Source organism: Dyadobacter sp. OTU695, assembly GCF_038440355.1.
In the GTDB taxonomy this organism is placed as follows: Bacteria; Bacteroidota; Bacteroidia; order Cytophagales; family Spirosomataceae; genus Dyadobacter.
Genome location: NZ_JASATN010000004.1, coordinates 81949 through 101385, shown reverse-complemented (window position 1 = coordinate 101385; position 19437 = coordinate 81949). Strand labels below are relative to the sequence as shown.

The following is a 19437-nucleotide window of genomic DNA, read 5'->3' as shown; positions in this document are numbered from 1 at the left end:
GACTAATTCTTTACGGCCGTTTTGATGCAACGGGCCGACGCACCTTCTCCCTTTCCCATTCCGTCCTGGCAATGCAATGCTTTGCCTCCTGCGCCAAAATTATAGTTCCAGGCCGTCTGCGCATCGATTTCGGTGGTTGTCCAATAGAAACCATGGGCGTTCAATCGGGCGTACTGCCCGTCGGTCAGTTCCCGATTTCCCCCTAATGTAGCATTGAACCCGGATTCGCCCCCCGTTTGCAGTGCTTTATACGCCGCTCTGCCCCAGTCCTTCGATTTGTTGCTGGCGCCCCCGTATGCGTCAGACAGCCCTTCCCAGTCCTTCCTGGAAGGCAAATGCCATCCGTCGCCCAACATTTCGCAAGCCCTGGCGGCCGAAAAGTAGGTATACAATCGTCCGTAAACCTTACAATTTGCAGGATCATTGGCAAAGCACCAGGAACTATCGACGCGGGTATTTAAATCCTGGGTCATCCACAGGTTTTCGTCCGGCATTACCTTAACGGTATACGTATTACCGTCGCCATCGCTGATGGTACTCAGCGACTGAGACTTTGCGGGAATGCAATTCAAATGGGTGCCGACCAGCAGCAGCAATGCTATCAAAAGTTTGCTTTGCATGACATAAGGCTCTTTAAGAATGAACTTTCATAAATTTAACAATATTGGGAAGAAACCCCACCTGTAATGCAGGGTTTACCGCTGGTTCGTTACCGCCATTTTGTGGCCCTTATCATTGTTGATGAGGCGCTACCGTTAGACACCGTTCAATTCAAAGCGTCTTTTCCATATAAATAGCGTCCGCATGGGGATTGTCGTAGTAAGCATCTATGATCCCGAACCCAAATGACTCATACAGCCTGCGCGCACCGGTCATGCTGGCCAGCGTATCAAGCCGGAGTTTCTTGTATCCCAAATCCCTAGCTAGCGAAACGGATCTTTCCAGCAGCAACCGTCCGAGCTGATGCCCCCGAAATTCCGGTTGAACATACATCCGCTTCAATTCAGCGATCCCCTGTCCTTTGCTGCGAACACCTGCGCAGCCAACAGCACGCTCGCCCGCATACGCAAGGACCAGCGCGCCGGAAGGTAGTCCGTATTGAACCTGCACAGTATCAAGCTCTTCCTCAAAGCGTTGGAAAGCGAGGTCGATGGGCAACGACGCGGCGTATTCCCGGAAGAGTTTCTTTCCGTCTTCAAAATGTGATTCGCTGTCTGCGATAATCAGTTTAAATGCATCATTCATATGGAACATTAATCGGTATACCCGCAGAAAACCCTAGTAGACTGTTCCGCTTCTCCGGCAAAGCTCACAAATTATTAGCAATAGGAACAGATACAGATTCAGGTTTATAGGCAAGAACAGCCCTACCCGATCCTTGGCAGCCACATACCCGCTACCGCCCCGAAAACCCCGACGGCCATCAGTGCGGTAACCATAAAAATCAATAGTGCAACGGCCGTGATAACGACGGATTTTACCGCTTTTTGGGCATAAAAATACAATTCGAGCAGCAGGAGCGAAACTGGCAGGGCGTAAACGAACACTGCCAGCGTCGTAAGAAACGGCCCGCTAAATGTCCGTGGATCGAAACCAGCCGGGCCACCGTTGAGAACCAGCCAACACATCAATCCTATCCTAAAAAACCACACGCCGCTTACCACCATGAATAGTCGCGTTGCCCATTTTCGATGCTTGTCAAACTGCCGCGCACGCGCATGCCGCCAGGCGAGCAATGCGAAAACAATGATGTAGATGGTCTGAATACTGATACTGACATGCTGTCCCCGGTCGCCGACAGCGCCCCGCGTCCACACCATCACGAAACCGCCGGTGGCGACGATTACGGCCGTGGTAGTGTAAATCCGGCCAAGCCAGCGGTGAGCTCCCGGCGCTAGCTTCCGAAGGGACGGCAGCAATTGCAAAGGCCCGCCAAAGACCAGGATGGCTGCAAGCAAAACGTGGATACCAACAACGAGGTTACCCGTCCAGTCGCCTGTCACATAGCCATGCGGCAAAACCTCGTTCCAACGGTTAAAGTCACCTGAAACGGTGCTGGTTCCATAAAATGCAAGGATGTAGATGCCAAATGCCCATTGACCTATCGTGGTGACCATAAACCACATGGCCACCGCCAGGTTAAGCAATTTTCGGGGATATTCCGTCGGATTCGGAAGAAGGTCAATTTTTTCGGCCATGATGTCGGACATTTAAGTTTGGCCAAACTTAAATCTGGTCGCATCTAGCGACGTTAGACAAATGTCCAATGCGGATAAGCGGTTCTATTGATGTGTAAAAGTATGCGGTTAGCCACCGCTGCGCAACCGGCTCAGGTGCCGCTGGGTAATACCGAGATAGGAAGCTATGTATTTCAACGGCACGTGTCTGATAATGCCTGGATTTGCCTGCGCAAACTTCGCGTGACGTGTTTCGGCGGTCAGGTTCGCCATATCGTTGATCCGCTCTTTATCCTTTTGCAAATGCTCTTGCAGAATGCGGATCGTGTAATCCTTCTGGGTGGTACTGGTTGCTGCCGTAGCCTCGGCGTCATCGCGACTGATCCGTAAAATGGCACAATCCGTAATGCAATGCAGGTTCTCATTCGAGACTGTCCGGTTCATGAAATGGAAATAAGAAGTGAAGAACCGCGGCCCATCATTAAGGTCGGTCGTGATCTCATTGTTATCCCCATCCAAATGAAAGTTCCGCATGAACCCCGACACGATAAAATTATGGTAACCGGGCACTTCTCCCGCTTTCTCTATTACTGTATCTTTTGGAACAAACAACGGCTTGAACGACCTCCGTACCGACTCCCGGTCGCCCTCCGGCAATGTGATGATGCGGGAAATGTATTCGAAAAGCGTTGTGTAATAAAGTTCCATGGCTGTCTGAATTTGGAAAGGCTCCTGCCACATCCTCTGAACGAAAAATGCATTTGCAAAATAAACACTTTCCCGTGGTCAGCGGTCGCTTCGATACCGCCTGATTTTATTTCAAAATTTTTACACATTCCGCCGGCATTTGCGTATCCTATATTTGAATTACAATCGTTTATGAAAAAAAGGTATAGTTGAATGAATATCTGCCCATTCTAACACTAGGAAACTCATGCAGCCAAGAATACCTGAACCGATTCTCCTAAAATACATATACTTCGCGCTGCTCGCGTCAGTCGCGACAACAGCAACGGCAGCTACCGGACATCCTTATTCCGACAGCCTTGATGTGCGACCGGCTTTTCTGCAAACTACCCGGATTGTTGGCAAGGTCGTCGACGAATCGTCGCGGCCGGTAGTGAATGCAGCAGTACTGATCGCCGGATCGGAACGCGGTACGGTAACCAATCTCACAGGCGGTTTTGAAATCCCGGATGCTCCATTGAGTGGGATGCTGGTCATCAAGCACCCGGATTTTGAAACACGGCAAATCCCCATAGCGAAGTCCGTGGGCGAGTATTTTATTCCATTGAAAACAAGGCCGCAGGCATTGGCGATGCGCATGAAGGCCCAGTCAAAACTTTTGAAGAAGGACGTAGAGGCTAACCAGGGAAGCGAAAGCGGCTCTTCTATACGGCTCGACCGCTGGCCTTATTTCAGGGGGTTAACCAAATTTCTGGCCAACAACCTGAAATACCCCGACGAGGCGCTACAATCGGGTGTTCAGGGGCCCGTGCAGGTTTCCTTTCTGATCGATGAAGAAGGCAATATCAGCAGCGGACGGATCATCAAAAGCCCCGGCATTGAACTGGATGAAGAAGCGCTCCGGCTCATCCGTATCATGCCTAAATGGACACCTGCGCAAAAAGACGGCAAACCAATCGCCGTCTGGTACACGGTGAGCATCCAATTTGACCCGGAACTGGACAAGCTACCGCTGAAAGTGAAGGAAGAAGTACCAAAGCTTTTCAGTAAAAAAATGAAACTGGAACCCTGGAAGGCGCCCGTCCTGATCAGGGACGAGCTCGAAAAGCTTTTCCGGAACCGTAAAGTGAACTTGTCAGCTCACGAGCCGCCGCAAACGAAACTGTCGGGGTTTGGCTATGGCGTCACGCCCGCCCCATTGTATATGCCCCTGCGACCAAATTTCAGCGTATCGCCCTGATAAAATGCGTCTCTTATTGTATTATATAAATAACCTTTATATATTTATGAAGTAGTCTATTGCTTGTAAAATTCGATTGTTCAACCTAACCGGAGATTGAATGAAAACTTTTACAACCATCTTAATGATATCCATCGCGGCAGGTTTTGCCGCGCACGCCCAGCAGCGGGCCGACGTACCCGCGAACCAGCAAAAAATCATCCCGCAACGAACCCGGATCGCCGTACGCGTTCTCGACAAGTATACGTTACGGCCTATCCAAGCTACGATCATGGTGGTGGGCCAACGTCCCGAGGACCTGGTTGTGCCGCTTTACGAAGACGGCGTCTACCAGTTTAAAATGTCGGCCAAAGACATGGGCGTTATCTCTATCCATGCCAGCGGTTATGAAACGCTTTCCGAGGTCATAGAAGCCCGGACCCTGCGCCCAACGAAGATTTTTTATTTAACACCGATAGAAACTGACGAACCAGGCAAAACTACCGAGGTTACCGCAACAGATCTGGATTTAAAAGAAGGCATCGAAACCGTACTGCTCTTTACCCGAAGCGAGCCGGACCTATTGCCCGAGAGCGATTATGAGCTGGAAATCCTGGCCGACTATCTTGTCAGGAACACTGCTCCACGCATTGAGCTTTTCGGACATACCGACGACGTGGGCGATCCCAGAAAGAACCTGTTGCTTTCCTTCGACCGTGTCGATGAGGTCAAAAAGTACCTCGTTTCGCGGAGCATTGAGACTGCCCGCATTCGCGGAAAAGCCTTCGGCAGCGGCCTCCCGATAGCGCCTAACGATTGCGAAGCGAACCGTAGGCTCAACCGGCGCGTCGAAATACGCATTGTCCCCTAAATTTTTCTTCTAAAATTAACTTCCCAAAAAATCCATTGAAAGGTGGAGAAATGAGCACTTTTGTAGTGCATATTTGTTGTTCAGGGCAAGAGAATTCCCAAACAGCGAAATTTACCAGTGTTAAAATCGAATATGAAACAAGTAAAAGCCTCCATTTCAGGCATCGAAGGATATGTACCCGACTATATTCTGACAAATGCCGAATTGGAGACACTCGTTGATACCAGCGACGAATGGATCGTGAGCAGGACCGGCATTAAGGAACGCCGCATCCTGAAAGAGCCCGGACTCGGAAGCTCGCACATGGGTGCCAGAGCGGTGAAGGGCCTCCTCGAAAAGACCAATACCGATCCCGCTGAAATAGACCTCCTCATTTGCGCAACCATTACACCCGATTTTGTTTTCCCAAGTACAGCCAATCTGATCTGTGACCAATTGGGCATTCGTAACATCGGTAGCTTCGATGTGAATGCAGCCTGCTCTGGTTTTATCTACGGCCTCGAACTCGGTGCTCAGTTCATCGAAACCGGCAAATATAAAAAAGTGGTCGTGGTAGGGACCGACAAAATGTCGGCCGTGATGGACTATACCGACCGTCGCACTTGCATTCTCTTCGGCGATGGCGCCGGCGCCGTGCTGCTGGAACCCAATACCGAAGGCTACGGTGTGATCGACACGCTTATCCGCTCCGATGGCGAAGGGTACGACCGGCTGGTGCAACGAGGCGGTGGAAGCCGTTTCCCGGCAAGCCATGAGACCGTCGATGCCCGCCTGCATTTCCTGCACCAGGATGGCCAGCAGGTGTTCAAATCTGCCGTTCGCAATATGGCGGATGTTTCCGCGGAAATGATGGAACGAAACAACCTCAGCCATGACGATGTCGCCTGGCTGGTGCCGCATCAGGCCAACCGCCGCATTATCGAAGCCACCGCCAACCGCATGGGCGTGGGAATGGACAAGGTGATGATGAATATCGCCCACTACGGAAACACCACGGCGGCAACCATCCCGCTTTGCCTTTGGGACTACGAAAAGCAACTCAAAAAGGGCGATAACCTGATATTTTCTGCATTCGGCGCCGGTTTTACGTGGGCTTCGGCTTATGTGAAATGGGCGTATTAATAAAAAAGCCGTCAGGGATTATGAAACGTTCATAACTCCTGACGGCCAATGGGCGCCTGTTGGCTCACTACGCTGACAGCGCCATTCTTCCCAATATCTCGTGTGTCTCACGGATGCGCCTGCGGGCGATAGGGATCACTTTACCACAGCTCAGGTGAATATAATCGGGCCACCGGGATGCGATATGGCGCGCATTGATGCTGTATGATTTGTGAATGCGTAAAAAATCGCTGCTCAGTTCTTCCTGAACTTCTTTCAGACATTTTGAAACCAGGTGCTTTTCATGCCGGGTATATACAAATGTGTAGTTACCGACGCCTTCCAGACAAGTAATATCGCTGGCTTTAACGGAGATCGCTTTCCCAAACTTGTAAACTGTAATAGTAGGGACATTTTTGACTTCGCCGGTGGCGCCCGACGGCAGGATAGACAGGTTTTTCATGGGTGAAAGGACAGGTTGATTTTTCATGGACTGGTTTGGCAATTGGTTATTTACTTTCATGGCTAAAATTTTGATTGACTTTCATGGCTAACAGACGACGCGTATCAGGCCTGTCGTCTGCCTGCGATACAAAAGTGGTATAAGAACAGGCCCTGAAAAACAGCTACCCGGTTGAATTGTAACTTTTACCTCATGAATACGCTAAATCACGGGGTAAACTGAAACAGCCGTTTGGTCAGTAAACAATGCATTTTGCAGGTCTAAATCACGTTAGGCCCTATTTCCCGACGGTTTGCAGCACAAATGCGACGTTTAACGCTGCCCGGTTTTCCGATTTGGATCACATCCGCTTTACTTTTGCACGAAATGAAAATGCGCGTCAATGATCCTTGAAAATTACCTGGCGAAAATCGGGCGAAGGCAGGTGAGCCTTACTTCGTCGGTACTAATATGGGCAGCAGCGACATTGCTGGCCGGCCTGGGACTTTGGCAGGAACGTTATTTTTCAGAATCGCGCCTGTTCATCGCCGGCAGCTTCATTAATATGGTCGTGATATGGGTGGCTTACCGGATTGATCGTGCGCTTGCCCGGAACATTACCAGCCTCCTGCCGGATACCGGCCAATCCATTTACCGCGTTACGCTATGGTTTGGGGTTTATGGGGTTGTGAATGTGGCATTTTTCTGGGTTGCTTTGCCGGTATACCATCAAATTGGCCTGACCGGCGCGGGTTTCGATCTCTTCTGGGCGCTGCGTGTCAGTTTTTTTATTTTGAGCGGCTCGCTCATCGGCGCGGGGCTTACTGAGCTGGCCTATACTTTCAGACAGTGGCGCACCAACCAGAACGAAGTGGAACAGATGCAGGAAAAGCACTTGCTGACCGAACTGGAAGCTGTCAAACAGCAGGTTAACCCCCATTTTCTTTTCAATTGCCTTAATTCACTTTCGGTACTGATTTCCGATGCACCCGTGACGGCCGAAAAATTCGTAGATGAAATGTCGAAAGTGTACCGATACCAGCTGAGTGTGAATGGTCCTGATAAAGAAGACATACTGGTGACGCTTGATTCCGAGCTTCGTTTTATCAAATCTTACATTTACCTGCTCGAAACAAGGTTCGAAAACGGCATCCGGATTACACTGGATATTAACGATGTATTCCTCGGAGGACAAATGGTACCGCTCACCTTCCAGCTATTGATCGACCACACGATCCATTACAATATGGTCTCCCCTGCCCGTCCGCTCCATATCCGCATTGCGACAACAGAGACCGGCCAGCTCGATTTCAGGCACAATCGCCAGCAAAAGGTGATCACAATGCCTTTGGAAACACCGGGGATCAACGTTTTAATCAACCGGTACAAATTCCTTTTCAACCGTGCCGGGGCCGTACAGCTGAAAGAGGACGACCAGGAATTCACGATCATAATTCCTCTGATATTCACATGAGTACAACCCTTGTTTACAACGGAATCGGCCGTCAGATATGGCTGAGCCTATTCGGCAGGTGGATGTTCACATTGCTCGTGCCCTGGTTTGTGCCGACGATCAGCTACCTGCTCATCGGTGACCCGTATCTGGGCAGCATTTATAATTTTACGGGCGGCACACTAATGATCTTTTTGATGACGATCATCGCATTCGTCCCGCATGACTGGGCGGCGCGCTACATTGCCCGGAAATACCCGTCATTCGATTCGTCCTTCAAACGGAGCGCGCTCACAGCCATCGCGTTCTGGATACTGACGTTTGTCTTTGTGACGGCTTACATGCTGTTTATCATGCATTTCAGGCCGTTTGAAGCCCTGCTCAACACGAGGATGATGATCAATGTCTATCTGTTCGAGTTTGTGGCGGTACTGTTGCTCACAGGTCTTTATGAAATTAACTATTCGCTGAATGCATGGAAAACCTTGCAGATCAACAAGGAAGCCATCAAACGCGCGGGAATGCAGGGACAATTGCAGAGCCTCAAAAGCCAGGTCAACCCGCATTTTTTATTCAACAGTCTGAACACGCTGTCAGCATTAATCGCCGATGAACCCAAGAGGGCCGAGCAGTTTGTGGATGAAATGGCCAAGGTTTACCGTTACCTGCTTCAAACCAACCAGAACGAGCTCACGACCCTTTCGGCAGAGATGCGTTTTATACGCTCCTATTACCACTTGCTGCGAACCCGTTACGATATCGGCTTCGACCTTGTGACCGAGGTGGCCGAAGAAGATCTGGATAAAGAAATACCTCCGCTGACATTGCAGCTGCTACTGGAAAACGCCGTCAAGCACAACAGTATCCTCGAATCCAATCCACTGCGGGTGTCGATACGCTCAGTTGGGAACGACCTGCTTGAGATCAGCAACAACCGTCTGATCAAATCGACGCCCGTCAGATCGACACGCCTCGGGCTGGCCAACATCATGGCCAAATACGAGCTGCTTTCCGACCGTATGCCTGTGGTGGACGACAGCGCACATTTTTTCAAAGTTACCCTGCCGTTGATCACGCCAAAAAACGCAAATGCATGAACATACTAATTGTAGAGGACGAAAAACTCGCCGTACGTAAGCTGACCAAGTTGCTGGAAGAGACCGCCCCGGAGTTCAAAGTACGGGGCATTACGCCCAGTATAGCGGCCACTGTGAGCTGGATAACCGAAAACCGCACAAACGGCCAGCCGGAGCCGGATATTATTTTCCTGGATATAGAGCTTGCCGACGGGCAGAGCTTCGAAATATTCAACCGCGTGCAGATTAAAAGCACCGTCATTTTCACCACTTCCTACGACGAGTACGCCTTGCAGGCATTTAAAGTCAACAGTATCGACTACCTGTTGAAACCCGTGCAGCAGGAAGACCTCCAACGCGCCGTGCGCAAATATTACGATCTTACCGCCGCTGGCAAACAGACTCCCGCGGCATCGCCCGAGCCGAGTCTGGAAGCGATATTAAAAAGCCTCCACCTGCAATCGCCAGCGCCCGGGTACCGCAAAAGGTTTCTCGTCAAACAGGGTGCACGCCTGCTGTCGATCGAAACTTCCGAAATCGCTTACTTCTACATCGACAACGGGCTGACGTTCTTTAAAAGCCACCAGGGACAAAAATTTGTAGTGGACTATAAAATGGATGAACTTGACGAATTCCTCGACCCGGAGCATTTTTTCCGTGTAAACCGGGCATTGATCGTGACGCACCAGGCGGTGACACAAATGCAGGCGTACTATAATCACCGGTTGGCGCTCACATTGCACCCGGCGCTGGACAAGGAAACGATCGTCAGCCGCGAGCGGGCAAACGATTTTAAAGTCTGGATGGGTAAATAAGGTCCTTTAAAAAGACAGCATCGCATACTGACAGGCAAGGTCGGGGTAATGCGTGGCGACCGCCTCCTGCAACTGCGCCCTCGCCCGCGCGTATTGCGAGCGAACGGTAGCCTCATTGATTTCGAGCATTGCAGCGATTTCCTTGTGACTATATCCATCGACGGCATACATCAGGAACACCGTTTTATAAATCGGTTTCAGCCCGTGAATAAGCTCCATAATTTCGCCTGCCGTTATAGCCGAAACAGCGTCGTCGGCAATACCCGGCTCGGGAATTTCATCGAAGGCCGTTCGTGCGGCGTAATGCTTTTTGTTCCTTCTGAAATAGCTGATCGCATTGTTGACCATCACCGTCCTCAGCCAGGCTTTGAAAGGCTGATCGGGATCATATCTTTCCAGGTTATTGAAAACTTTGAAAAATCCTTCATTCAGCACTTCCTCCGCTTCTTCCGGTGAATAGGTGTAGCGCAGGCAAATGCTTTTGGCATAACCAAAGTATTTCTTAAACAAAATATGCTGCGCCTGACTGTTCCCTGCAATACAGGCCGCGATCACCGAGCGAAAGTCGTTCGGGTCAAAAATGATCTTATTCAGGAATTTGAGCATACATTCTTACTTTTCAATGGATCATTCAGCAGGTCTACCTGTTGGTTACGGGACTGCCCGATACAAAGAGAATTAACGCGAACCGCGAATAAAAGCCGCATGGACGGAGAGTCCGAATGTGTAGCTGAATGGGCTGTTTTACCCGACAAACCGGCAGGTCGCAAAGGCGTTCCATCAATCCAGACAGCCGGTCGCTAAAGACCGGCCCTTTAACCTGCGAAAACCACGATACGTCGAAACAATGATCCGATGTCATCGAATACGACCGTTTGCCTGTTATTTTTACACCAATGACCAGAGAAAACACAAAAGGCGGCGTATTGGTCGCAATGCATTTGCTTGCATGGGCTTTGCTCGGCTTTGTCCTTGTATTTTACCAGCCACTGTCGTGGGGCGTGAGCCTGCCTGTTGTATTTTGGATAAAACAATTGCTGAATTTCGGGTTGCTGGTAGCGCTGTTCTATTTTAACGCCCGCTACCTGGTACCGCGCTACCTGTTGAATAACCGGATCCTTGCATTTATTCTATGGGTAGTTGTGCTGGTGGTTTTCATGTTGGCTCTGAGTAAGATAGTCGACCAGCAACTTGAAATCCGGCGGCATATGGAACACATCATGCCCCGCCCAAGGCACCGCGGCGGTCCGAAACCCCGGCACCTGGTCGACGGCATTCTGCTCATGACTACGCTGCTCGTGATGGGTGTGAGCACAAGCATGGCCGTCATCCAGCGCTGGCAAGCCGACGCACGCCTGCGCGATACCGTTGAAAAACAGAACATTACCTCCGAACTGGCGCTGCTAAAAGCCCAGATCAACCCCCATTTCTTTTTCAATACACTCAACAATATATATGCGCTGTCGTACACCAACGTCGAGGAATCACGCGAGGCCACCCTCACACTCTCGCGTATGATGCGCTACCTGCTTTACGAAACGCAGCAGGATATGGCCCCGCTCAGCCGGGAGTTCGCCTTTATCGACGATTATATCGAACTGATGAAGCTGCGCGTGCAGAGCAGCAGCCATGTGCAATACACCCGCGACGAGCCCGTTCCCGACTATCCCATCGCCCCGATGCTGTTGCTGCCATTTATTGAAAATGCATTCAAACACGGCATCAATGCCTCGCAGCAATCCGAAATCAGCATCCAAGCCGGATTATCGAACGAGGCATTGAAGCTTCACGTAGAAAATGCTATTTTTCCCGCGCAGCATGTGCCGGGAGCGGAAAGCGGCGGTATCGGTCTCGCCAACACACGCCGGCGACTCAATCTCCTGTACCCGGGAAAACATCGGCTTGAAATCCAGACCGACGAACGTGAAAATACATACAAGGTAGACCTGACCATCGACCTGGCCTAAACCAAACAAGCATGACCCTGAACTGCATTACCGTTGACGACGAACCGCTCGCATTAGGCCTTGTGAGCTCATTTGTGGAGCAAACGCCTTTTTTGCATTTGCATGGCAGGTATATCAACGCTCTGGATGCGCTGGAAGTGATCACCAAAGAAAATATCCATCTGGTTTACCTTGATATTCAGATGCCTGAACTGACGGGCATGGAGCTTGCCAAGGTGCTCAGCCAGAGCCCGGAAACCAAAACCCGTATCGTTTTTACGACCGCATACAACCAGTTCGCCGTGCAGGGCTATGAAGTGGATGCATTGGGTTATCTGCTGAAACCATTCGGCTATAACCAGTTTCTGGCCACGGCTATGAAGGCTAAAAAGTATTTCGAAAACCTCCGCGATGGAGCCAACGAGCCGGAACTGGATTCCAGCGAAAACTACCTGTTCGTCAAATCGGATTACAAACTGGTACGCATTGATTTCGAGGCCATTCTGTTCATCGAATCGTTTAAGGATTATGTCAAAATCCACCAGGTAAACGGCAGTCCGGTCGTCTCGCACAGCAGTCTCAAAGCGATCGAGGAAAAGCTACCTTCCGGCAAATTCATCCGCATTCACCGTTCATTCATTGTCGCTGTCGGCAAAGTGGATTCGATCAGCAAAAGCGCAGTGCACATTAGCAGCGTCGACATTCCGGTGGGCGATTTGTATAAGGACGCTTTTAAAGAGCTTTTGGCTAAATGGCAGTAATGCTTTTCAGAATTTCCGTGTAAAACTCAACACCACGTCCGACTTACCATTCGCATCCGAGAAGCTGCGCACATCCCAGGCAGAGCGTTTCGCGATTGATTTATTGTTCACTGCCAGGTCCCAGATGCTCAGTCCGATGCTCAACGAGCCCAGCCGTTGCCCATCCCGCCGTCTGCTCAATGAGATAACCCACCGCGCAGATAGTGCCGTCCCGATCAATGAAGCGGGGTTTCCGCCCTTCCCGCTCGTAGTTTTTGGGGAATCGTCCGGCCGACCGGTATTCGTGCAACAGATTAAGCAAATGCGCGCGCCTGGCCTGCATTTCAGCCGACATCCTAGATACATCCCGTTTTCTCAATTGGTGTTCTACATATTCCAGATGCGTTGCGATCCGAAGATTTTCATCCGTGCGCGCGTCCGGCTCTACCCAAACTTTGATTCAAAACTGGCATCTCCTATGACCGGGTTGATCGTTCCCTCGGTACTCCGGCGCTCCTTGCAAACAGCTGCGAAGAACAGGATCGCGAAGGCAGTGATAGTAAATGTCCTCATGGTTCCGATGTTAATGGTGGTCACATTCGGTTACATTGACAAAATTGAGATGCGTACCGTTGCATTCGACCGATGGATTTTGGTAGCAAAAGGCCGCAGCAAGGTCAACATTTATTGCGTTGAAACTTAGTATATTTAGCTACCAAGATTTCATACCTGACGGCATTTGGCTTACCTGCGTTTCATCAGCGGCTCCGGCAATCGTCTTTGTGCAATCCTTTAACCTGACACTGTCATGAATGCAACAATCAAACAAATAACACCTATCCTCCGGGTTATCAATCTCGAACTCGCCATTCAATTCTATATGGAGCAGTTGGGCTTTAAGCTGGATTTCAGGTATGAAGATTTTTACGCAGGCATTGAAAAAGACGGACATCCTGTTCATCTGAAAATGGTCGATAGAATAGCGGGAGAAGATTTTATGCGAAGAAATGACGAAGATGTATGCCTGCTTTTTTCGGTAAACGACATCGCAGAGCTGTTCCAGGAAATTTCAGCGAAACCCATCCACATCGTGCAGCCGCTTCGCGAAATGCCTTATGGAAAGGAGTTTTACATTGCCGATCCGGATGGGAATTTGATTGCGTTTGTGGAATAAGCCTGTCAGAATGCCACTCCGGTGGTCACCTGAATCAGTTTGGTCCTCAAATTGGAATATGTTGGGGTCGGTCCCTGATCGTCGCTATTTTTGGGTTGCAGGATGCTGTCGACGAGGCGTATGCTTATCGGAATCGTGACTTTTCCTGCGTCCACTTCAACCCCTGCCCCTGCGAGGATGCCCAGCTTATCTTTATTGGCGACATTCTGTAAGCTTTGCCCACCCCCTGCCGAAAAGCATGAAGCAATGCCACAAATATGACCTGAGTTTCGGAAAAACAGTGCCGTCCGGAACCTGAAATTAAGCCCGAATTCAACATACGGCTTGATAAGACCCGTTGAAAACGTGTAACGAAAGGAAACCGGCAAATGAATCGCCTCCCATTTCCACCGGGATGCGACGTAATATTGACTGCTCTTATTGCCAGCGGTTTCCGTCTTTTTGAAAGTATTGAAACTGGGTTGAAAATGCATCGAGGGGCCGAAATCCTTCTTTTCAAAATAGTAAGCAAAGTCCAGCCCCACCACCAAACCGGAAGCCGACTTCATTTTGTTGCTATCATATATCTTTCCTGCAACCGGGCGGCCCACCATAGCTCCAAACCTCCATGGCCTAATTGGCGTATCTGACTGTCCATTGGCCCGCGCATGGAAAAGGAACAGGCACAGAAATAAGTACAATGTCTTCATCGGATCGGTTTGTTTTGTAACCAAATACCTATAAATGTACCTATTGGTTGTCTCCGGAGCTACCATTAACAACAAATTATCAGACGCTTCACCTTGGTAAGCATTGAATGCACCATGGGCGCCTTCTTGAAAAGCGCCCATAATGAACCATTAACCACAAAATCGCGTAGTGATGCGACATTGGTAGCAAGAAGTCCATCGCTTAATCGCCAAAATCCCATTAGGGATGTAACAACAGAGCATCTGTTTGTCTGACTGTTGTATTTCAATTGCTTATAAACGAGTATGCGACTTTCGAACGAGCAGGTGTTCATCACTCGCGGTAGCCAGATGGCCATGTTCCTCGCCGCCCATGCATTGCTGCAACCGGGCGACCACGTCCTCATCGAAAATCCCGGCTACAAGCCCGCCAGGGAAGCCTTCACACACGCGTGCGCGGGCCTCCTATCCGTGAATGTAGACGCGCACGGGATCGTGATCGACGAAGTCACGGCGTATTTGAAAGATTACCCCAACATCAAGGCGGTGTACATTATCCCTCGCCATCAGTTCCCTACGACAGTTACGTTAAACCTCCGGCGGCGGATGGAGCTGGTGGCGCTGTCCAATCTATATGGTTTCACGACCATCCAGGACGATTACGACCACGAGTTCCATTACAGTCCGCGCCCGGTGACACCGGTGAGCAGCCTCGGACGGGCGCGGAATTATGTATATATCGGGTCCATGAGCAAGATCGTCGCCCCGGCGCTTCGGATCGGTTACCTGGCATCCTGCGCTTCGGTGATCGACAAGGTCACGAACCTGCGCAAGATCATCGACGTCCAGATCGACTTCATGATGGAACAGACTGTATTTCAATTAATTCAGGACAGAGAAGTCCGTCGGCACCTGAAACGAACGACACTCCTACTATACCTGCAACCGCCAACAGTAACTGACCAGATCTGACAACACTTGACCAAACCTGACAACACCTACCCCCCGCTACCCCAACTCCGCCAACACCTTCTCCAACAACGCCTTAGTCTGCCGGATACCCTCATCGTTGGAAGGCTTTGTCGTATCCCCTCCCATGTCGCGCATGAGGCCACCTTCATATTCAATGCCTACAATGCCATTGTTCCAGCCCGAATCTTTGATGATTTTAAACATCTTGATAAAGTCAGTTTCAGGATCATTACCATTCGCATCGAACTGGTGCGTTTTCGCGCTGATTCCTTTGGCATAAGGCATCATCTTCTTCACACCCTCGTATTTTTCGTGCTCCTTCACGCATTTGGTCGCCATAATGCCTTTGATATCCTGCGTTTCCGGCTTGCTTCTTTCCGCGCAGAAATTGCCGAAGTCGGGCAACAGGCCCTTGTTGGTCGCTTTTAATTGCTTCATTACCCCTACCAGCCAGTCAGGATCGGTGGAAACGCCAAAGTGGTTTTCGACAATCACATTCAAACCGGCCTTACCGGCATATTCCAGCAACTTTCCGTAACCATCCACCGCAGCCGTCGCGAGTTGCGCGGGCGTACCTTCCTCTTTTTTGCCCGAAATCATCGCCATCGCATCGCCCAGGTTGACGCGGATCGCCGAGCAGCCGAGGAATTTGGCGGCGTCCACCCACGGATAATGTGCCTCCACAGCCTTCAAACGCGCCGCGTCGTCCAGGGCCGTGAGGTTTTCGCCGTCGACCATGATGAGGTGGTTTTTCATACCCAGGTCGTCGCAGCGCTGTTTCAGCTCTTTCAGGTAACCCTGGTCGGTATGTTTGTTATTGAAAAAACCGGAGACGTATTCAAGGATCGTAATGTCATAATCGTTCTTGGCACGGGCCGGGAAATCCATATTGGTCATTTTTCCGCCCCAAAGCTCGGATGCGAACGAAAATTCGGCCAGGGATATATCGAACTTGAACTTTGCGGCAGGCGCTGCGATCAGCGAGTCCAGAGAAACCAGGCCAAGTCCGGCGCTAGCAAACCCAAGCTGATTCAGAAATTGACGACGTGAATTATTCATGAGCAGATTAGTTAGTTTTTGAAATTATTTTGAAACAAATGTGACCGAGAACGGGACGAACAAGGCGCCTTTCGCATTGTCGTTTTTGAAAACAAAATACAGATCGCGGGCGCCGCTGAGAGGCGAGATGGGTACGTGGAATGGCTTGGGTGGAGTTTTGGAGGTGAATGCATTGGCGTCGTCGGTGGGTGGTATCCAGTCGGTTTTACCCAGCAATGCGCCATCCGGCGAGCCGTCGTGTACTTCCACAATGCCGCCCTGGGCATTGAGTTGATCTTTGGGCGCGGCCACCACCATATCGAGGCCGGTAATGCCGGTGAGATCGATGTTTTTGAAAATGGCGTGGGTGTTCGCCTGCGTGACGATGAGGAGGTTATTCTCGCCCATTTTGAAGCGCATCAGGTTTTTCGAAGCGTCGTCGGCATTGCCGAATAGCAGGGTTGGATTTTTGAGGATCAATGTCTTCTCGGTCGTCTGAGCAGGCATTCCGTTGGCGCCCTTATCGGTATAGCTCGCTATGAACTTATAAATGCCCTTCGACGGATCGCCGCCTGCCGGTATTTTCGCGAGCACTTCCCCCGATGGTTGTAGCATTTGCACGGCCGTTTTTTCGTCGGCGAGGCTCAAAATGTACTTCACCATTTGCCCCGCCTCAGGCAACCCGATCGAAGGATGCGCCGACATAGCAGTTTCCCCCCAAACGCCCGCGCCGCCTTTGATAATCTTGTCCGAAAGCGACGCTACCGCATTATTATCCGCCTTATACTTTGCCGCAACCTCCCTGAATGCGGGGCCTATTGATTTTTTATCGGCAAAATGGCAGGCCTTACAATCGCTTTTTTCGATCAGTATCTTGCCGGCCGTGAATGTCACCGGAGCTTCCTGGTGCCCGCCCGCGACAGGTTTATCCTCCGCATCCTGATAAGCAGCGGCAATCTTCACTTTCGCCGCGGTAATGGTGCTTTTTTCCAGACTTCCGTCCTCCTTGTCCTGCACATCTACCTTGTAATGAATGGGTTTATCAGGAAAGAAAAAGGTCTTGTTCCCGCCCGTCAATTCGAGCGAAACCTGCGGCGGTTCGTTCCCCGCCTGAACCGTAAGGCTTCGAGCATCTTTCAGGCCTTTGGAATCGGTAACGGTGAGCGAAACTTTGTAAATGCCTTTCTTTTTGAAGGTGTAAGAAGGGCTTGGGTCATTCAAAATAATTGGAGTACCGCCGCTGGCAGACGTGATCTTCCATTGGTATTGCAAAGTGTCCTTATCAAAATCCTCGGTACCCGCTGATGAAAACTGCGCTGTAAATGGCACTGCACCAGCCAGTTTGTCTACCGAAGCTGCCACGACCGGTTTCCGGTTGCCACCATTGTACTCGATCCGGACCAGCTTCGATTCCGGGTTGCCCATGAACCAGCCCTGACCATATTCGAGGATGTACAGATCGCCATTCGGTCCGAAGGCCATATCGATCGGATGTTCGAGTTTCAGGTTTGGCAGAAACCGCTCCATTTTCACATAATCGCCTTTCGGACTGAGTGTTACGGCCATAATCCAGTCGCGCATCCATTCGTAGATGAACAGTTTTTTGTCATAATAGGCCGGAAATGCGCGCTTCGCATCCTTAAACTCGTCGGCATAATAGACCGGCCCCGCCATAGCACTCCGACCGCCCGAACCGAGCAATGGAAAACGCTTTGTTTCCGCTGCCGTGTACCATATCAATGCTTTTTGCGCCGGAGGCAGCTCCGCTAAACCGGTGTTATTCGGCGAATTGTTGACCGGTTTTTCAGGATTGAACTTCTCACCGGACTTTTTAGTCTCGAAATCATAGTCCCAATACGCCTTGTTATCGCCCACGAAATAAGGCCAGCCGTAGTTCCCCGCCTTCCGCGCCTGCCCGAACTCATCCTCTGCGGCAGGGCCCAATCCGGTCGAATCCTTACCGGCATCCGGCCCTACGTCGCCCCAGTAGAGGTACCCGTTCTTTTTATCCACCGAAATGCGGTAGGGATTGCGGTGCCCCATTGTGTAAATCTCGGGCCTGGTTTTCGGGTCGTAAGCGCCCGCGGCATTCTTTGGAAAGAGGTTACCTTCCGGAATCGTGTAAGTACCATCGGCTTCGGGGTGAATACGGATGATCTTACCCCGCAAATCTGCCGTGTTCGACGAAGATTTCTGTGCGTCAAAAGGGCTCTTGCCGGGGCGCTCGTCGATAGGCGCATACCCGTCCGAAGCCCGCGGGCTGGTGTTGTCGCCCGTCGACAGGTAGAGGTTACCCTGCGCGTCCCAATCGATGGAACCGCCGGTATGGCAGCAGTTATCGCGCTGGACGGGAACGCGCAGGACTACTTTCTTGGAAGCCAGGTCGAGCGCATTGCCTTTCAGCTCGTACCGCGCCAGAATGTTCTCGGCCGTCGTGCCCGCAGGGGAATAGTAAAAGTAAATCCAATGATTCTGGCTGAATGTCGGGTCGATATTGACGCCCAAAAGACCATCCTCGGCTTCGGAATCGTCGGTATATTTCGTACTGACGGGTATTGTAGCGATGATCGTCGTCTTTTTACTGACCGGACTATACAATTTCACCGCACCGTGCCGCTCGATAAACAATACCCGCTCGTCGGGAAGTACCGTCAGTTCCAGCGGCTCATTCAGGTTTTCGGTCAGGACAACCTTCCGGAACCGGTTTTCCTCCGGCACCTGCGCCTGAGCAAGCGTGGCGCAGAAGAGTAATGAGAAAAGTGTTAAGGTTTTGTTCATGAAGCAGGTGTTGTTAGTTAGGTTTGTCAGGAGAAATGAAAAGTGGTCTTAATGTCAGCCCGGTACGCTGTCAGCCTGACCACGCTGTCAGCCTGAGCGAAGTCGAAGGGTAAATGCGCGATGCACATACCCTTCGACCGCCCGGCGGCCCGGTCCGCTCAGGGTGACAGATACGGGTCACATACATAATATTTTTACCAAAAAATTGAATTTTATCAATCCAAAACATGGATACAATGATAAAGAAAATTTTCTTTGTGTAAAATTTACGCATTGAATT

21 protein-coding genes are annotated in these 19437 nt (G+C 50.7%); 10 read left to right on the top strand and 11 right to left on the bottom strand.

Annotated features, from left to right (window positions below; all coding sequences use genetic code 11):
• Positions 1 to 2: 2 nt before the first annotated feature.
• The 4 genes from AAHB90_RS10620 to AAHB90_RS10605 form a co-directional block, all read right to left on the bottom strand.
• Entirely contained in the window at positions 3 to 620 is a 618-nt protein-coding gene (locus AAHB90_RS10620) for an FISUMP domain-containing protein (protein WP_342084975.1), read from the bottom strand.
• Positions 621 to 771: 151 nt separating this feature from the next.
• Positions 772 to 1245: a GNAT family N-acetyltransferase gene (locus tag AAHB90_RS10615; protein WP_342084974.1), complete on the bottom strand. Its 474-nt coding sequence runs from the start codon at positions 1243 to 1245 to the stop codon at positions 772 to 774.
• Between the two features lie 122 nt (positions 1246 to 1367).
• Positions 1368 to 2198 carry a DUF2306 domain-containing protein gene (locus AAHB90_RS10610; protein ID WP_342084973.1) on the bottom strand — a complete coding sequence of 277 codons (831 nt, stop codon included), beginning with the start codon at positions 2196 to 2198 and terminating at the stop codon, positions 1368 to 1370.
• 108 nt (positions 2199 to 2306) lie between these two features.
• Positions 2307 to 2885, bottom strand: coding sequence for a Crp/Fnr family transcriptional regulator (locus AAHB90_RS10605; protein WP_342084972.1), 579 nt, complete (start codon positions 2883 to 2885; stop codon positions 2307 to 2309).
• A gap of 226 nt (positions 2886 to 3111) precedes the next feature.
• Between AAHB90_RS10605 and AAHB90_RS10600 the strand changes: the two genes are divergently transcribed.
• From AAHB90_RS10600 to AAHB90_RS10590, 3 genes are all read left to right on the top strand, one after another.
• On the top strand, positions 3112 to 4104 hold the full coding sequence (locus AAHB90_RS10600; protein WP_342084971.1) for a TonB family protein: 993 nt from the start codon (positions 3112 to 3114) through the stop codon (positions 4102 to 4104).
• A 100-nt stretch (positions 4105 to 4204) separates the two neighbouring features.
• On the top strand, positions 4205 to 4954 hold the full coding sequence (locus AAHB90_RS10595) for an OmpA family protein (protein WP_342084969.1): 750 nt from the start codon (positions 4205 to 4207) through the stop codon (positions 4952 to 4954).
• Positions 4955 to 5086: 132 nt separating this feature from the next.
• The gene (locus tag AAHB90_RS10590) at positions 5087 to 6076 is read left to right on the top strand and encodes a beta-ketoacyl-ACP synthase III (RefSeq protein ID WP_342084967.1); all 990 of its coding nucleotides are present in this window, start codon (positions 5087 to 5089) and stop codon (positions 6074 to 6076) included.
• Between the two features lie 67 nt (positions 6077 to 6143).
• Here AAHB90_RS10590 and AAHB90_RS10585 read toward each other — a convergent pair whose 3' ends face one another.
• Positions 6144 to 6545 carry a LytR/AlgR family response regulator transcription factor gene (locus tag AAHB90_RS10585; protein ID WP_342084966.1) on the bottom strand — a complete coding sequence of 134 codons (402 nt, stop codon included), beginning with the start codon at positions 6543 to 6545 and terminating at the stop codon, positions 6144 to 6146.
• A 355-nt stretch (positions 6546 to 6900) separates the two neighbouring features.
• On the opposite strand from AAHB90_RS10585, the gene AAHB90_RS10580 reads away from it, so the two are divergent.
• From AAHB90_RS10580 to AAHB90_RS10570, 3 genes are read left to right on the top strand one after another with little or no spacing between them, the layout of a single operon-like run.
• Complete coding sequence (locus AAHB90_RS10580) at positions 6901 to 7971, top strand: sensor histidine kinase (protein WP_342084965.1); 1071 nt, start codon at positions 6901 to 6903, stop codon at positions 7969 to 7971.
• On the top strand, positions 7968 to 9047 hold the full coding sequence (locus tag AAHB90_RS10575; protein WP_342084964.1) for a sensor histidine kinase: 1080 nt from the start codon (positions 7968 to 7970) through the stop codon (positions 9045 to 9047). Before AAHB90_RS10580 ends, AAHB90_RS10575 begins: the two co-directional genes overlap by 4 nt.
• The gene (locus AAHB90_RS10570) at positions 9044 to 9841 is read left to right on the top strand and encodes a LytR/AlgR family response regulator transcription factor (protein ID WP_342084963.1); all 798 of its coding nucleotides are present in this window, start codon (positions 9044 to 9046) and stop codon (positions 9839 to 9841) included. Before AAHB90_RS10575 ends, AAHB90_RS10570 begins: the two co-directional genes overlap by 4 nt.
• Positions 9842 to 9847: 6 nt before the next feature.
• Here AAHB90_RS10570 and AAHB90_RS10565 read toward each other — a convergent pair whose 3' ends face one another.
• On the bottom strand, positions 9848 to 10447 hold the full coding sequence (locus tag AAHB90_RS10565) for an RNA polymerase sigma factor (RefSeq protein ID WP_342084961.1): 600 nt from the start codon (positions 10445 to 10447) through the stop codon (positions 9848 to 9850).
• A 290-nt stretch (positions 10448 to 10737) separates the two neighbouring features.
• Here AAHB90_RS10565 and AAHB90_RS10560 point away from each other — a divergent pair, with 290 nt between their 5' ends.
• Entirely contained in the window at positions 10738 to 11808 is a 1071-nt protein-coding gene (locus tag AAHB90_RS10560) for a sensor histidine kinase (protein ID WP_342084959.1), read from the top strand.
• Positions 11809 to 11819: 11 nt separating this feature from the next.
• Positions 11820 to 12548 carry a LytR/AlgR family response regulator transcription factor gene (locus AAHB90_RS10555; RefSeq protein ID WP_342084958.1) on the top strand — a complete coding sequence of 243 codons (729 nt, stop codon included), beginning with the start codon at positions 11820 to 11822 and terminating at the stop codon, positions 12546 to 12548.
• Between the two features lie 6 nt (positions 12549 to 12554).
• Here the strand turns inward: AAHB90_RS10555 and AAHB90_RS10550 are convergent, their stop codons facing one another.
• Together AAHB90_RS10550 and AAHB90_RS10545 are read right to left on the bottom strand one after the other, a co-directional pair.
• Positions 12555 to 12767, bottom strand: coding sequence for a hypothetical protein (locus AAHB90_RS10550; RefSeq protein ID WP_342084956.1), 213 nt, complete (start codon positions 12765 to 12767; stop codon positions 12555 to 12557).
• A 204-nt stretch (positions 12768 to 12971) separates the two neighbouring features.
• A complete protein-coding gene (locus AAHB90_RS10545) occupies positions 12972 to 13100 on the bottom strand; it encodes a hypothetical protein (RefSeq protein WP_342084954.1) in 129 nt (42 codons plus the stop codon).
• Between the two features lie 235 nt (positions 13101 to 13335).
• Here AAHB90_RS10545 and AAHB90_RS10540 point away from each other — a divergent pair, with 235 nt between their 5' ends.
• Positions 13336 to 13701, top strand: a complete 366-nt coding sequence (locus tag AAHB90_RS10540; protein ID WP_342084953.1) for a glyoxalase superfamily protein — start codon at positions 13336 to 13338, stop codon at positions 13699 to 13701.
• A 5-nt stretch (positions 13702 to 13706) separates the two neighbouring features.
• On the opposite strand, the gene AAHB90_RS10535 is transcribed toward AAHB90_RS10540, so the two are convergent.
• Positions 13707 to 14390: a hypothetical protein gene (locus AAHB90_RS10535; RefSeq protein ID WP_342084951.1), complete on the bottom strand. Its 684-nt coding sequence runs from the start codon at positions 14388 to 14390 to the stop codon at positions 13707 to 13709.
• Positions 14391 to 14675: 285 nt separating this feature from the next.
• On the opposite strand from AAHB90_RS10535, the gene AAHB90_RS10530 reads away from it, so the two are divergent.
• Positions 14676 to 15341: an aminotransferase-like domain-containing protein gene (locus AAHB90_RS10530; protein WP_342084949.1), complete on the top strand. Its 666-nt coding sequence runs from the start codon at positions 14676 to 14678 to the stop codon at positions 15339 to 15341.
• Between the two features lie 36 nt (positions 15342 to 15377).
• On the opposite strand, the gene AAHB90_RS10525 is transcribed toward AAHB90_RS10530, so the two are convergent.
• Both AAHB90_RS10525 and AAHB90_RS10520 read right to left on the bottom strand, forming a co-directional pair.
• On the bottom strand, positions 15378 to 16400 hold the full coding sequence (locus tag AAHB90_RS10525; protein ID WP_342084948.1) for a sugar phosphate isomerase/epimerase family protein: 1023 nt from the start codon (positions 16398 to 16400) through the stop codon (positions 15378 to 15380).
• Positions 16401 to 16424: 24 nt separating this feature from the next.
• Positions 16425 to 19157 carry a PQQ-dependent sugar dehydrogenase gene (locus AAHB90_RS10520; protein WP_342084947.1) on the bottom strand — a complete coding sequence of 911 codons (2733 nt, stop codon included), beginning with the start codon at positions 19155 to 19157 and terminating at the stop codon, positions 16425 to 16427.
• Between the last annotated feature and the right edge of the window lie 280 nt (positions 19158 to 19437).

Coding starts and splice junctions, on each gene's coding strand:
- AAHB90_RS10620 (WP_342084975.1), bottom strand. CDS start 620: ATGCAAAGCAAACTTTTGATAGCATTGCTGCTGCTGGTCGGCACCCAT.
- AAHB90_RS10615 (WP_342084974.1), bottom strand. CDS start 1,245: ATGAATGATGCATTTAAACTGATTATCGCAGACAGCGAATCACATTTT.
- AAHB90_RS10610 (WP_342084973.1), bottom strand. CDS start 2,198: ATGGCCGAAAAAATTGACCTTCTTCCGAATCCGACGGAATATCCCCGA.
- AAHB90_RS10605 (WP_342084972.1), bottom strand. CDS start 2,885: ATGGAACTTTATTACACAACGCTTTTCGAATACATTTCCCGCATCATC.
- AAHB90_RS10600 (WP_342084971.1), top strand. CDS start 3,112: ATGCAGCCAAGAATACCTGAACCGATTCTCCTAAAATACATATACTTC.
- AAHB90_RS10595 (WP_342084969.1), top strand. CDS start 4,205: ATGAAAACTTTTACAACCATCTTAATGATATCCATCGCGGCAGGTTTT.
- AAHB90_RS10590 (WP_342084967.1), top strand. CDS start 5,087: ATGAAACAAGTAAAAGCCTCCATTTCAGGCATCGAAGGATATGTACCC.
- AAHB90_RS10585 (WP_342084966.1), bottom strand. CDS start 6,545: ATGAAAAATCAACCTGTCCTTTCACCCATGAAAAACCTGTCTATCCTG.
- AAHB90_RS10580 (WP_342084965.1), top strand. CDS start 6,901: ATGATCCTTGAAAATTACCTGGCGAAAATCGGGCGAAGGCAGGTGAGC.
- AAHB90_RS10575 (WP_342084964.1), top strand. CDS start 7,968: ATGAGTACAACCCTTGTTTACAACGGAATCGGCCGTCAGATATGGCTG.
- AAHB90_RS10570 (WP_342084963.1), top strand. CDS start 9,044: ATGAACATACTAATTGTAGAGGACGAAAAACTCGCCGTACGTAAGCTG.
- AAHB90_RS10565 (WP_342084961.1), bottom strand. CDS start 10,447: ATGCTCAAATTCCTGAATAAGATCATTTTTGACCCGAACGACTTTCGC.
- AAHB90_RS10560 (WP_342084959.1), top strand. CDS start 10,738: ATGACCAGAGAAAACACAAAAGGCGGCGTATTGGTCGCAATGCATTTG.
- AAHB90_RS10555 (WP_342084958.1), top strand. CDS start 11,820: ATGACCCTGAACTGCATTACCGTTGACGACGAACCGCTCGCATTAGGC.
- AAHB90_RS10545 (WP_342084954.1), bottom strand. CDS start 13,100: ATGAGGACATTTACTATCACTGCCTTCGCGATCCTGTTCTTCGCAGCT.
- AAHB90_RS10540 (WP_342084953.1), top strand. CDS start 13,336: ATGAATGCAACAATCAAACAAATAACACCTATCCTCCGGGTTATCAAT.
- AAHB90_RS10535 (WP_342084951.1), bottom strand. CDS start 14,390: ATGAAGACATTGTACTTATTTCTGTGCCTGTTCCTTTTCCATGCGCGG.
- AAHB90_RS10530 (WP_342084949.1), top strand. CDS start 14,676: ATGCGACTTTCGAACGAGCAGGTGTTCATCACTCGCGGTAGCCAGATG.
- AAHB90_RS10525 (WP_342084948.1), bottom strand. CDS start 16,400: ATGAATAATTCACGTCGTCAATTTCTGAATCAGCTTGGGTTTGCTAGC.
- AAHB90_RS10520 (WP_342084947.1), bottom strand. CDS start 19,157: ATGAACAAAACCTTAACACTTTTCTCATTACTCTTCTGCGCCACGCTT.